General features: G+C 61.4%; 14 protein-coding genes. 7 read left to right on the top strand and 7 right to left on the bottom strand.

Translation table 11 applies throughout. The features are described 5' to 3' along the window. A partial coding sequence (locus AC1D1Z_RS28545) for a chromate transporter (RefSeq protein WP_477852294.1) occupies window positions 1–472 on the top strand: 472 nt, incomplete at its 5' end. Here the strand turns inward: AC1D1Z_RS28545 and AC1D1Z_RS28540 are convergent. Together AC1D1Z_RS28540 and AC1D1Z_RS28535 are read right to left on the bottom strand one after the other, a co-directional pair. Continuing rightward, window positions 469–1,800, bottom strand: a complete 1,332-nt coding sequence (locus AC1D1Z_RS28540) for a hemolysin family protein (protein WP_115157230.1) — start codon at window positions 1,798–1,800, stop codon at window positions 469–471. The genes AC1D1Z_RS28545 and AC1D1Z_RS28540 overlap by 4 nt on opposite strands. Before the next feature lie 222 nt (window positions 1,801–2,022). Beyond that, window positions 2,023–2,406, bottom strand: a complete 384-nt coding sequence (locus AC1D1Z_RS28535; RefSeq protein WP_026188460.1) for a VOC family protein — start codon at window positions 2,404–2,406, stop codon at window positions 2,023–2,025. A 434-nt stretch (window positions 2,407–2,840) separates the two neighbouring features. On the opposite strand from AC1D1Z_RS28535, the gene AC1D1Z_RS28530 reads away from it, so the two are divergent. Next, window positions 2,841–3,152 carry an RcnB family protein gene (locus AC1D1Z_RS28530; RefSeq protein WP_112904010.1) on the top strand — a complete coding sequence of 104 codons (312 nt, stop codon included), beginning with the start codon at window positions 2,841–2,843 and terminating at the stop codon, window positions 3,150–3,152. Window positions 3,153–3,303: 151 nt separating this feature from the next. Here AC1D1Z_RS28530 and AC1D1Z_RS28525 read toward each other — a convergent pair whose 3' ends face one another. The 3 genes from AC1D1Z_RS28525 to AC1D1Z_RS28515 form a co-directional block, all read right to left on the bottom strand. Next, window positions 3,304–3,483: a hypothetical protein gene (locus AC1D1Z_RS28525; protein ID WP_130652719.1), complete on the bottom strand. Its 180-nt coding sequence runs from the start codon at window positions 3,481–3,483 to the stop codon at window positions 3,304–3,306. Beyond that, window positions 3,480–4,685, bottom strand: a complete 1,206-nt coding sequence (gene zigA, locus AC1D1Z_RS28520; RefSeq protein WP_018242742.1) for a zinc metallochaperone GTPase ZigA — start codon at window positions 4,683–4,685, stop codon at window positions 3,480–3,482. Before zigA ends, AC1D1Z_RS28525 begins: the two co-directional genes overlap by 4 nt. Before the next feature lie 139 nt (window positions 4,686–4,824). Continuing rightward, window positions 4,825–5,817 carry a zinc ABC transporter substrate-binding protein gene (locus tag AC1D1Z_RS28515; RefSeq protein WP_130652718.1) on the bottom strand — a complete coding sequence of 331 codons (993 nt, stop codon included), beginning with the start codon at window positions 5,815–5,817 and terminating at the stop codon, window positions 4,825–4,827. A gap of 102 nt (window positions 5,818–5,919) precedes the next feature. Here AC1D1Z_RS28515 and znuC point away from each other — a divergent pair, with 102 nt between their 5' ends. Genes znuC through AC1D1Z_RS28500 form a run of 3 tightly spaced genes read left to right on the top strand, consistent with a single transcriptional unit; the run spans window position 5,920 to window position 8,034 of the window. Continuing rightward, window positions 5,920–6,831 carry a zinc ABC transporter ATP-binding protein ZnuC gene (gene znuC, locus AC1D1Z_RS28510; RefSeq protein WP_018446456.1) on the top strand — a complete coding sequence of 304 codons (912 nt, stop codon included), beginning with the start codon at window positions 5,920–5,922 and terminating at the stop codon, window positions 6,829–6,831. Then, window positions 6,824–7,639, top strand: coding sequence for a zinc ABC transporter permease subunit ZnuB (znuB, locus tag AC1D1Z_RS28505; protein WP_130653548.1), 816 nt, complete (start codon window positions 6,824–6,826; stop codon window positions 7,637–7,639). Before znuC ends, znuB begins: the two co-directional genes overlap by 8 nt. Continuing rightward, window positions 7,636–8,034 carry a Fur family transcriptional regulator gene (locus AC1D1Z_RS28500; RefSeq protein WP_011652680.1) on the top strand — a complete coding sequence of 133 codons (399 nt, stop codon included), beginning with the start codon at window positions 7,636–7,638 and terminating at the stop codon, window positions 8,032–8,034. Before znuB ends, AC1D1Z_RS28500 begins: the two co-directional genes overlap by 4 nt. A gap of 289 nt (window positions 8,035–8,323) precedes the next feature. On the opposite strand, the gene AC1D1Z_RS28495 is transcribed toward AC1D1Z_RS28500, so the two are convergent. After that, window positions 8,324–9,586: a hypothetical protein gene (locus AC1D1Z_RS28495; protein WP_477852287.1), complete on the bottom strand. Its 1,263-nt coding sequence runs from the start codon at window positions 9,584–9,586 to the stop codon at window positions 8,324–8,326. 192 nt (window positions 9,587–9,778) lie between these two features. On the opposite strand from AC1D1Z_RS28495, the gene AC1D1Z_RS28490 reads away from it, so the two are divergent. Beyond that, on the top strand, window positions 9,779–10,354 hold the full coding sequence (locus tag AC1D1Z_RS28490; protein WP_130652717.1) for a transglutaminase-like cysteine peptidase: 576 nt from the start codon (window positions 9,779–9,781) through the stop codon (window positions 10,352–10,354). 89 nt (window positions 10,355–10,443) lie between these two features. Further along, window positions 10,444–10,842, top strand: a complete 399-nt coding sequence (locus AC1D1Z_RS28485) for an ester cyclase (RefSeq protein WP_130652716.1) — start codon at window positions 10,444–10,446, stop codon at window positions 10,840–10,842. A 31-nt stretch (window positions 10,843–10,873) separates the two neighbouring features. Here the strand turns inward: AC1D1Z_RS28485 and AC1D1Z_RS28480 are convergent, their stop codons facing one another. Next, a complete protein-coding gene (locus AC1D1Z_RS28480) occupies window positions 10,874–11,245 on the bottom strand; it encodes a hypothetical protein (protein WP_130652715.1) in 372 nt (123 codons plus the stop codon). Window positions 11,246–11,684: the final 439 nt, after the last annotated feature.

Genomic DNA, 11,684 nt, shown 5'->3' with positions numbered 1-11,684 from the left:
GACGACGCCGGGGCCGCTGATCATGGTCGTCCAGTTCGTCGGCTTCATGGGCGCCTACCGGGATCCGGGAGCGCTGAACCCGATGCTTGCGGCAACCCTTGCGGCGATACTGACGAGCTGGGTCACCTTCGTGCCCTGTTTCCTCTGGATCTTCCTCGGCGCGCCGTTCATCGAAAAACTGCGCGGCAACATTGCGCTCGCCGGCGCGATGTCGGCCATAACCGCGGCGGTAGTCGGGGTCATCCTCAACCTCGCTATCTGGTTTGCCCTGCACACGCTGTTTGCCGAGGTTGCCACCGTCCGCCTTGGCGGCTTGCGGCTCGATATTCCCGTGCTGCAATCGGCCGTGCCGGCGGCAATGGCGCTGTCTGCCGCCGCCGCCGTCGCGATCTTCCGCTTCAAGGCTTCCGTGATCGCGACGCTGCTAGCCTGCGCAGCCGCAGGGATGATCTGGACGCTGGCAGTCGGCTAGGCCTCTGTCCCATCCGCGGGAATGCGCGTCGCGAGCATCTTGTCGATGCGCATGCCGTCCATGTCGAGCACCTCGAAGCGCCAATTGTCGAAGACGAAGGTTTCGCCGGCTTCGGGGATGTGCTGGAGCTGATGCAGCGCGAAGCCCGCCAGCGTATGGAAATCGGCATCCGGACGATCGCGCAGGCCCAGCCGTTCGAAGGCGTCGAAGGCCGGCATCATCGCATCGATCAGGAGCGACCCGTCTTCCCTGACGACGATATCGGGCTCTTCATTGGATCCCGGCAGATCGCCGGCGATGGCTTCGAGCAGGTCGGTCTGGGTGACGATGCCTTCGAGGCTGCCATATTCGTCGATGACGATGGCGAGGCGAACGGGTGAGGCCTTGAAACTGTCGAGCACGCGGACGACCGAGGTGCCCTCATGCAGCACCAGCGGCTGCTTGATCACCTCCATCGGCCGGACCTTGCCGCCGTCGAGAACCTGGTCGAGAAGGTCCTTCTTCAACACCATGCCGATCGGCTCGTCGATCGAGCCGCGGGCGACCAGCAATTGCTCGTGGCTGCATTCGCGGATGGTCTTCAGGATCTCGGTCTCGCTGTCGTCGGCATCAAACCATTCGATATCGAGACGCGGGGTCATGATGTCGGAGATCGGCCTGTCGCCGATGTTGAACACCCGCTCGACGAGCTGCTGCTGCACCTGGTTGAGAAGGCCGGCCTCCTGGCTCTCGGCGACCAGCAGCTTGAGCTCCTGCGGCGAATGAAACGACGATTCGCCGGTTCCGGCGCGGAGACCCACACCCCGCAGCACGAGGTTGCCCATGCCGTTCAGGGCAAAGATTGCCGGCTTGAACAGCACCAGGAAGAACCCGAGCGGACGCACCACGGCAAGCGAGGTGGCTTCGCTGCGCTGAAGCGCCAGGCTTTTCGGCGCGAGCTCGCCGAGCACGATGTGCAGCGCCGTGATGATGACGAAGGCAATGACGATGGCGACGGTATGCGCGCCTGTTGTCGCCCATTGCCCCGGCAGCCAGGACAGCAGAGGCTCGATAAGGTGGGCAAGCGCCGGTTCGCCGACCCAGCCGAGGGCGAGCGACGAGATGGTTATGCCGAGCTGGGTGGCTGCAAGGTTGGCGTCGAGATTGTCGACGGCGCGCTGAAGTGCGGAGGCATTCATCCGGCCTGCCGCGGCAAGTTCGGTAACACGGCTGCGTCTCACAGATACCAGCGCGAATTCGGCGGCGACGAAGAAGCCATTGGCGGCCACGAGAAGTAACACGGCTAGTATCCCGACATAGTCGAAGAGCCCGCCCGCGGATTCGGACATATTTCCCTACCTCTGAATTGATGCGAGTCCGACCCTACACGCTCGCACACCGGTGGCAAGGCGCAGCTGGTATTCTCGCGGCGGAGCCCGCCGTGATCGAGATCAAGGCACCGGTCTGCGGATGCGGAGCGCAGTTGTGTCGCGCACCGCATGATCGGGCTTATGCGCGTTGATGTGGAGCGCAAAAATGTGTGGCAAACGACGTGACCGGCGTCGCGCCATTCATCGCTTGGGCGCCTCGAAGAGCTCGATCGGGTTTCCGGCCGGATCGTCGAGCAGGATTTGCTTGCCGCCTATGCCCTGCACGATCTCGTTGCGGAAACGCGCGCCGGCCTGACGCAGCGCGACGACGTCTGCTTCCAAATCCTTGACCTCGATCTGGATGCGATTCCAACCGCCGGGCTCCGGCTTTCTCCCATCTGGCATTGCTTGAGATGCTCCGCCGGGTCCCGTCATGCCGCTGACGAACAGACGAAAACCGTCCCTGGTCAGGATGGCGAAACTCGGCGCGGGACGAAGTGCGACGGAGAAGCCGAGATGTCTCGTGTAGAATTCCACTGCGGCGTCGACGTCGTCGACGATGTAGCGCATGCTGATACCGGGCATGTTTTCCTCCATTGTGGTCTTCGTTGTCTTGATCTGATCGTCCCTTCGCGGGGCGCATCCAGAACTCTCCTGTTCCTAGGATGTGTCGCTTCGAAACTCGATTATGCGCCCGTTTCAAGTTTTTTATGTATCTCGTTATGCCAAATCGCTGAGCACCTTTGGGCGAGACTAGATTGAATGGAGAGCATGCCGCCTGCCGCAGGGCAACCCTCCACGACCGCGCCTTCTAGGCAATGAGCACAGAGGCCGAAGGGCTTCAGGAACGAAGCCAGCCGGCCGCGCTAAAACCCCGATCACCGTGTATAAGCTTAATCTAAAACATAAGCTTCGACCCGTAGCTATTGGATTCCATTACAAAAGTTTAATTTTTATTTCAGTTTCAGTTCATCTTTTCGGCCCTAGTTTGGTCACGTGCCCAACACGAGGAACCCCACATGAAAAAGATTTTTGCAGCTCTTCTTTCCGCCTCCTTCCTTCTTTCTCCGATGGTTGTTTCCCAGGCCAGCGCCGACGATCATCGCCGTCCCCCCGTCGTCGTGCAGAAGAAGGTGGTCGTCCGGTCGCATTGGAAGAAGGGATACCGCGTCAATGCCAGCGAACGTCGCCGGTTCTCCGATGTCAACGACTACCGCCGCTACCGGCTGGCGCCTCCGCCCCGCGGTTATCGCTGGGTGCGGGCCGATAATGACTACCTGCTGATCGGCGTCACCAGCGGCATCATCTCCAGCATTATTGCCGGCCGCTGATCGGTCGACAAATGAGGAAAGGGCGGCTTCGGCCGCCTTTTTGACTCTGGGAGGGCGCGTAGCCGTTTCGCGCCCTTCCTCCTCCTTCATTCCTGTGACGAGTATAGGAATGAAAGGGAGGGGGAAGGGCCGGCGGCGGTTATGAACTGATTTAGGATTGCCTGCGTGAAGGCATGACCCGTTCAGCAATGACGCCGAGAAAACCTCTTGGTCTTCCGACTTCAGCGTCGGTGTCCTGCCCGTGCGTCAGCGGATGAAGCCCTTCGATCGGCGGTAGCGGCTCGCATTCGGTGCAGACGCAGAGATAGCGTTTGATTGCCTTCGCCTTCATGCCGCCTGCCGGTTCCAGCTGGCGAAAGGATCGGGCAGGTCGCGCCAGCGCTCGGGCGCGAAGGCATCTGTCCTGATAAGACAGGCGTCGAGTTGCTTCCTGATCCAGGTTTCGTCCATCGGATCGGCGCCGATGAAGACGATTTCCTGGCGGCGGTCGCCCCAGACGGGGTCGAGATAGGGGCCGATGGCGCGCATGAAGGCCGGTTCCTCAGGCCATTGTTCGCGCGGCACTGCCGCCCACCAGAGGCCCATCTTGCCGGTGCGCACGATCGCGCCCGCCTGGCTGATCTCGCCGACATGGTGCGGGCGCGTCGCCAGCCAGAAGAAGCCCTTGGCGCGCACGACGCCCGGCCATACGCTATCGAGGAAGGCCTGCAGCTTTGCCGGATGGAAGGGCCGCTTCTCGCGATAGACGAAGGAGCGAATGCCATATTCCTCGGTCTCCGGCACGTGATCGCGGAAACCGTGCAGTTCCTTGTACCAGAGCGGATGGGTCTCGGCCTTGTCGATATCGAAGCGGCCAGTGCCGAGCACGTCTTTCAAGGCGACCTTGCCGAAATCCACCTCGATCAGCCGTGCATCCGGGTTGAGGCCGGTGACGATCTTGCGCGCGGCGTCGCGCTCCTCCTTGGCTGCCGTGCCGATCTTGTTCAGCACCACGACATCGGCGAATTCGATCTGCTCGACCAGCAGGTCGACGATGGTTCTGTTGTCGCCATCGCCTGCCGTTTCACCGCGGTCGGCGAGGAAATCGGCCGAGGCATAATCGGCAAGCAGATTGGCGGCGTCGACGACGGTCACCATAGTGTCGAGCCTTGCGACGTCAGAAAGGCTTTGGCCATTCTCGTCGCGAAATTCGAAGGTGGTGGCGACGGGCAGGGGCTCGGCGATACCGGTCGATTCGATCAAGAGGTAATCGAAGCGGTCCTGATCGGCGAGGTGGCGCACCTCCTTCAGCAGGTCGTCGCGCAGCGTGCAGCAGATGCAGCCATTGGTCATCTCGATGAGCTGCTCCTCGGTGCGGGAGAGATTGGCGCCGCCGTCGCGTACCAGGGCGGCATCGATATTCACCTCGCTCATGTCGTTGACGATGACCGCGACGCGTAAGCCTTCGCGATTGGTCAATACATGGTTGAGCAGCGTCGTCTTGCCGGCGCCGAGGAAGCCTGAAAGCACCGTGACGGGAAGTCTGTTGTCCATGGGAACCTCATAAGATCATAGTTAATGTTATATCATTACATCTGACGCGCCAAAAAAAGGCGGAACGGGGTTGTCCGCCTTTTTCCGGTCTCTCCTGAGCGTCGCGTGTCCGGCAGGACGCGCGGAGCGCGCATGAGAGTCATGTGCTGGAGAGGCAGTCCTTCATGCTGTCGGCGATGCCGCGCATGAGGGTGAAGTAAAGATCGGGGCCGGCCTTCAGTGTTGCCGCTTCGGGATCGAGCACGCCTGACTTGGCGCGCGTGCCTTCGATGACCACATTGACGAGGCGAGGCTCGAACTGCGGCTCGGCAAAGACGCAGGTGGCGCCGAGTTCACCGACCTTGTGGCGGATTTCCGAAACACGCTCGGCACCGGGAATGGTTTCGGGGCTGACGGTGATCGAGCCGGCGACGCGGATGCCATACCGGTGCTCGAAATACTGGTAGGCGTCATGGAAGACGATGAAGGGCTTGCCCTTGACGGGAGCGACGATACCCTTGATCTCGGCGTCGAGCGCATCCAGCCTGTCGTTTAGCGCCTTGGCGTTGCCCTGATAGGTCAGTGCATTGGCGGGATCGGCGGCAACCAGTGTCGTGGTGATCAGCGCCGCCATTGCCTTTGCATTCATCGGGTCGAGCCAGAGATGTGTGTCGAAGGCGTCGTGGTCGTGGTCAGCCTCGGCGTGATCGTGTTCGTGCTCCGGGGCGTCATCATGCGGCTCGAAGGCGCCGCCTTCGCGGAACGGCAGCTTGACGAGGCCGGGGGCATTGTCGAGTTCGGCGATGCTGGCATCCCGACCCAGCGCCTGCAGCGGCTTTTCGAGAAAGGCCTCGAGGCCGGGACCGACCCAGAAAATCACCCTGGCATCCTGCAGGGCGCGGGCGTTGGACGGCTTGAGATTGTAGGTATGCGGGGAAGCGGCGCCGTCGACGATCAGCTTCGGTTCGCCGACACCCTGCATGATCGCCGAAACCAGCGAATGGATCGGTTTGATCGAGGTGACGACGACAGGCGCATCGGCTGCGCGCATAGTGCTGCCGAAGAGGAGGACGGGGATCGCCAGGGCCGGGATTGCGAGGGTGGGCATTCTGAGGGCCAAAATTTTAAGGGCAGGCCCGAAGGCGCGTTTCATCAACATGCTCCGCTTGAATTGCAACTGTTATGTTATTACATCAATTGCGTTATGCTATAACGTGTGCAATAGCAGGACGCAACAGCACTTTCGGAAAATTTGATGCTCTCTCCCGCAAAGACCGCCGCTGGTATCAGGGCCGAACCGCTGGTTTCGCTTGAAAATGTCGGCATCCTGCGCAATGGCCGGTGGCTGGTGCGCGGCGTCGATTTTTCCGTCTCGCGGGGCGAAATCGTCACGCTTATCGGGCCGAACGGCTCGGGCAAGTCGACCAGTGCCAAGGCGGCGATCGGCGTGTTGAAGGCGGATGAGGGCAGGGTGGAGCGCAAGGCCGGCCTCAAGGTCGGCTACGTCCCGCAGAAGCTGTCGATCGACTGGACGCTGCCGCTTTCGGTGCGCCGGCTGATGACGCTGACAGGACCGCTGCCGGAGCGCGACATGCTCTCGGCGCTCGAATCCGCCGGCATCGCCCATATGCTCGATGCCGAGGTCCAGCACCTCTCCGGCGGGGAGTTCCAGCGGGCGCTGATGGCCCGGGCGATTGCCCGCAAGCCCGATCTGCTGGTGCTCGACGAGCCGGTGCAGGGGGTCGACTTTTCCGGAGAGATCGCGCTCTACGACCTCATCAAATCGATCCGCAATGCGACTGGCTGCGGCATCCTGCTGATCTCGCACGATCTCCACGTCGTCATGGCCGAGACCGACACGGTCATCTGCCTCAACGGCCATGTCTGCTGCCGCGGCACGCCCGAAGCCGTCAGCCGCAGCCCGGAATATGTGCAGCTGTTCGGCAGCCGGGCGGCGCAAACACTTGCCGTCTATAGCCATCACCACGATCATACGCACCTGCCGGACGGCCGCGTGCAACATGCCGACGGCACGGTGACCGATCATTGCCATCCCGATGATGGCCATCACGCGCACGAGCATGGGCATGACGGTCATGAACATGGTCACGATCATACCGACCATGCCCATCCGCACGCGCATGCAGCGGGAGAGCGCCATGCTTGACGATTTCTTCGTGCGTGCCATCCTTGCCGGCGTCGGCCTGGCGCTGACGACGGGGCCGCTCGGCTGCTTCGTCATCTGGCGGCGCATGGCCTATTTCGGCGATACGATCGCCCATTCGGCGCTGCTCGGCGTCGCACTGTCGCTGCTCTTCGAACTCAATCTGACACTGGCTGTCTTTGCCGTCGCCGCCCTCGTGTCGGTGCTGCTGCTCTTCCTGCAGAAGCGCCAGGCGCTGTCGGCCGATGCTCTCCTCGGCATCCTCTCGCATGCCACGCTGGCGATCGGCCTCGTCATGGTCGCCTTCATGAGCTGGGTGCGGATCGATCTCATTGCCTTCCTGTTCGGCGATATCCTTGCTGTTTCCACGACCGACATTGCGCTGATCTGGGGCGGCGGGCTCTTCGTGCTCGTGGCAATGGTCTGGCTCTGGCGGCCACTCTTGGCTGCGACCGTCAATGCCGAGCTCGCCGAGGCCGAGGGGCTGAAGCCGGAGCGGGCGCGGCTGTTCTTCATGCTGCTGATGGCCGTCGTCATCGCCATTGCCATGAAGATCGTCGGCATCATGCTGATCACCTCGCTGCTGATCATTCCGGCGGCTGCGGCCCGGCGCTTCTCGCCGACGCCGGAGATCATGGCGGTGCTCGCCTCGCTGATCGGGGCGGTCGCCGTCGTCGGCGGGCTGTTCGGCTCGCTTACCTACGACACGCCCTCGGGTCCCTCGATCGTGGTCGCGGCGCTGATCCTCTTCATGCTCAGCCTGCTTCCCATCAGGCGCCACCGCGCGGTCATGCAAGGACAAGGCTCATGACGACACCGCAATTGACCAAGAACCAGTCGCTGGTCTTCGACGTGCTCGAAAAGGCCGAAGGGCCGCTCAGCGCCTACACCATCCTCGACAAGCTGCGCGACCACGGTTTTCGCGCGCCCCTGCAGGTCTACCGTGCACTGGAGAAGCTGCTTGAATACGGCGTCGTGCACCGGCTCGAAAGCATCAACTCCTTCGTCGCCTGCGCCCATCCGGGCGACGACTGCCACAGCCACGGCATCGTCGCCTTCGCCATCTGCGAAAGCTGCGGCCAGGTGACGGAGTTCCACGACCATGAGGTCGACCACAGGCTGATGGAATGGGTGCGCGGGCAGAAGTTCAAGCCTGAAAAGACGACGATCGAGATCCGCGGATTGTGCGAGGCCTGCGCGGCGTAAGTTCGGCTCGTGTTCGCTAGACGATCGCCACGCGCTCGCCGAAAGGCGTGTCGTGAACTTGCGGGTGTCGATCCGATCATAGGCATGATCTGCCGCGGAAGGCTCGATGGCCGAGGACACTATTGCCTGACGGGCGGGTATTGTGATGGCCGAGCCGCCGGGTCATCCCGCTAGGCTCGCTCCTGCGTCTGGCCGCCTTCCCGATGGCGCTTGCCATACAAAGCCGACGATCCCCAAAAAGGTGAGGCCGGAGACCGGCCTCACCTTTCACGTTTTTTCGCTGATCGGCTTAGTTCGGCTTAGATCCCGAGCCGCCTTTGCCGGAACCGCCTTCGTGCGAACCGTCATTGCCGCCCTTGCTCGGACCGTCGTTGCCGCCCTTGCCAGGGCCGTCATTGCCACCCTTGCTCGGACCGTCGTTGCCGCCCTTGCCAGGGCCGTCATTRCCGCCCTTGCTCGGGCCGTCGTTGCCGCCGTTGCCAGGGCCGTCATTGCCACCCTTGCTCGGGCCGTCGTTGCCGCCCTTGCCTGGGCCGTCGTTGCCGCCATTGCCAGGGCCGTCATTGCCACCCTTGCCTGGACCGTCGTTGCCGCCATTGCCAGGGCCGTCATTGCCACCCTTGCCTGGACCGTCGTTGCCGCCATTGCCCGGACCGTCATTGCCGCCCTTGCTCGGGCCGTCGTTGCCGCCCTTGCCAGGGCCGTCATTGCCACCCTTGCTCGGGCCGTCGTTGCCGCCCTTGCCAGGGCCGTCATTGCCACCCTTGCTCGGGCCGTCGTTGCCGCCCTTGCCAGGGCCGTCATTGCCACCCTTGCCTAGGCCGTCATTGCCGCCCTTGCCAGGGCCGTCATTGCCACCCTTGCCTGGGCCGTCGTTGCCGCCCTTGCCGGGACCGTCATTGCCGCCCTTGCCGGGACCGTCATTGCCGCCCTTGCCTGGGCCGTCGTTACCGCCCTTGCCGGGACCGTCATTGCCACCCTTGCCTGGGCCGTCGTTGCCGCCCTTGCCCGGACCGTCATTGCCACCCTTGCCGTGACCGTGATCTTTTCCGCCCTTGTCGTGGCCGTGATGATCGCGGTCCTTGCCGCCGTGATTGTCTTTTCCGCCGTGGCCCGGACCGTCCTTGCCGTGCCCGTGATCTTTCCCGCCCTTGCCGCCGCCGTGATGACCATGGCCCTTGCCGCCGTGATCGTCCTTTCCGCCATTGTCGCCGTCGCCGTCGCCGTCGCCGTCGCCACTGCCGTCGCCACTGCCACTGCCAGTGCCATTACCATTACCATTACCATTATCGCCATCATTCCCATTGCTGGCGAGGGAGCCGGTGCTGGATGTCTTCTTGCCGCCGCCAATGTTTGGGCTGCCGCGATCGTTATCGTTCGGGCTGAACCTGCTATCGGACTGAATTGCTCTGGTCGGCATGCACAGTCTGTATTCGAGTGTACCGCGAACTGCGGCCTTGCAATTGACGACTGCCGGGGCTGCCGTTGCCAAGCTGCTGCTTGCCAGAAGGGTAGCAACGGCGACGCTGAATTTCGCTGCTCTGCTGATCATTTCAATCCATCTCCCAAGGTTAACTGAATGTTAATGGGGAGAACTCTTATACTAACAATCAATTAACCCGAAGAATAGATAATGGTTAATCTGTCTCATTCGTCTAATACAGTTAAATTCGCAAGTATAAAATTTTACTAAATTTTTATTTCGCCTATGTTATCGTCTCGGAATAAATAAAAGGAATCGGCTATGAGGCGCCTCTTTTCGCTCGCTGGCTTTTTATTGATTCTTCTGCATTTTCAAGCTGTTGCGGGATCATCGCTTCCTGTGACGCGAAGCATCGGCGCACCCGTGGGATTCGCCGCAGCCTGCGCCAAGTACAAGTGGCTGTGCGGCAGGATGGCGGCGCAACAGCTGAATGATCAGGCAGGAACAGCGCTTCTTCAAAAGGTCAATCGTGCCGTAAATGGACGTATCATTCCCGCGGAAGATCGCCCGTCTTCCCGAAATAAGGATGTTTGGTCTCTGCCGGTTGCCGGCCGTGGCGACTGTGAGGACTACGCTCTCCAGAAGATGAAGGACCTGATCGAAGCTGGTTTTCCATCGAACCGGTTGGCGCTTTCCGTCGTGATTGGACCGCACGATCAAAACCATGTCGTTCTGATTGCCCGGACGGATGGCGGCGATTATGTGCTCGACAATCTGACCAGTGCCGTGAGGCTCTGGCGTACGACGGGCTATACGTTTCTGGCCACTCAGGATTTCCAATCGCGAACGGGCTGGCGCGTGACGCTTGCTGGTCCCCGCGCAGGTGAGTTCTCTTGAACTGAAAGTCTCAAGGCGGCGCGCTCGCCGCTGGCAAGTGCAGATCCTGGCGCTATCTTTGCCGCAGAGCGCAAGCCAGGGACGATCGCGTGACGAAAACCGAACTCGCGGAGATATACCGCGGCTACATCGCCTGCCTGAACAGTCAGGACTGGACCAATCTCGGGCAGTTCGTCGGCGACGATGCGGTTCATAATGGCCGCCGGCTCGGGCTGTCGGGTTACGTCGCTATGCTCGAGCGAGACTTCGATGAGATTCCCGATCTTTATTTCAAGGTGCTGATGCTCCTTGGCGATCCGCCATACATAGCCTGCCGGCTCGGCTTCGATTGCAGGCCGAAGGCAAAATTCCTCGGCCTCGATGTGAACGGCAGGCGCGTTGCCTTCAGCGAGAACGTGATCTACGAATTTCGCGGCGGCAAGATCGTCGAGGTCTGGTCGGTCATCGACAAGGCGGCGATCGAGTCCCAGCTCGCGGGCTCGAATTGATCGTGCGGACGGTTTCCGGTCTGCGTTTTGATCAGATGATGGCGACGCGCTCGCCGAAGGGTGTGTCGTCGTCGAAATTGCGAGTGCCGATCCGGTCGCTTTCGCCTGACAAGACCGGCTCTTCCGCCAGTTCGCCAGCCTCTTCCCCTTCTTCCAATGCCGCATGCCCGTGCCGCTTTTGCGGATGCGCCTCGTTTTCGACGATCAGATCCGCGTGCGGGATGAGGTCGCTTGCGGTTTCCTTTTCTGCGGCCTTCTTCGCTGCCAGTTGATCGGCCGTGATCTGCGTCTGGCGGGCAGCAACCCAGGCATTGTCGGGTTCGGAGCCGATCGAGGTGCTGGTGCCGACCTTGGTGGGTTCGGACGGGGCGGTGGCGGAGATGGGGTTGATCGCGTCGACCATGAAATTCTCCTGCGGGGACCAACTGGCGAAACAGYCGGCCGTTTCGTGGGGTGAAAAACGGCGCGGTCTTGGGGCCAGTCAGGGAGACATATCGAGCCCGCGCCGAAAAACACAAGGGGACATTGACGTGACTGCCACCTCGGACAATGACGAAATCGGTAGCAGGTCGCGGGAAATTCGACGAAGAATTGTGTGCACAAGGGGATGCTCGGCGCGTGGTTAATGTAAGAATCGGAAACACTTTGTGACTAAGTGTCTCCAAAAGCAGCGTTTTTTGACTTGCTGCGCGCGAAAACATGACGGATATTGTTTAAACGTTGAGGAAGCCGTCATGATTAGAATGATTGAAAACCCTGCCGAACTGGCTGGCGAGGATATCACCGGCAAATATATTCTCCGGAGGCTGAACTATCACTGGTTCGCTTACGGCAAGGCGGCT

Source organism: Rhizobium sp. P1_E1, from assembly GCF_056406015.1.
This window is presented reverse-complemented; position numbering and strand designations above follow the sequence as displayed.

Coding starts and splice junctions, on each gene's coding strand:
- AC1D1Z_RS28540 (WP_115157230.1), bottom strand. CDS start 1,800: ATGTCCGAATCCGCGGGCGGGCTCTTCGACTATGTCGGGATACTAGCC.
- AC1D1Z_RS28480 (WP_130652715.1), bottom strand. CDS start 11,245: ATGGTCGACGCGATCAACCCCATCTCCGCCACCGCCCCGTCCGAACCC.
- AC1D1Z_RS28530 (WP_112904010.1), top strand. CDS start 2,841: ATGAAAAAGATTTTTGCAGCTCTTCTTTCCGCCTCCTTCCTTCTTTCT.
- AC1D1Z_RS28525 (WP_130652719.1), bottom strand. CDS start 3,483: ATGAAGGCGAAGGCAATCAAACGCTATCTCTGCGTCTGCACCGAATGC.
- AC1D1Z_RS28490 (WP_130652717.1), top strand. CDS start 9,779: ATGAGGCGCCTCTTTTCGCTCGCTGGCTTTTTATTGATTCTTCTGCAT.
- AC1D1Z_RS28515 (WP_130652718.1), bottom strand. CDS start 5,817: ATGAAACGCGCCTTCGGGCCTGCCCTTAAAATTTTGGCCCTCAGAATG.
- AC1D1Z_RS28535 (WP_026188460.1), bottom strand. CDS start 2,406: ATGCCCGGTATCAGCATGCGCTACATCGTCGACGACGTCGACGCCGCA.
- AC1D1Z_RS28500 (WP_011652680.1), top strand. CDS start 7,636: ATGACGACACCGCAATTGACCAAGAACCAGTCGCTGGTCTTCGACGTG.
- zigA (WP_018242742.1), bottom strand. CDS start 4,685: ATGGACAACAGACTTCCCGTCACGGTGCTTTCAGGCTTCCTCGGCGCC.
- znuC (WP_018446456.1), top strand. CDS start 5,920: ATGCTCTCTCCCGCAAAGACCGCCGCTGGTATCAGGGCCGAACCGCTG.
- znuB (WP_130653548.1), top strand. CDS start 6,824: ATGCTTGACGATTTCTTCGTGCGTGCCATCCTTGCCGGCGTCGGCCTG.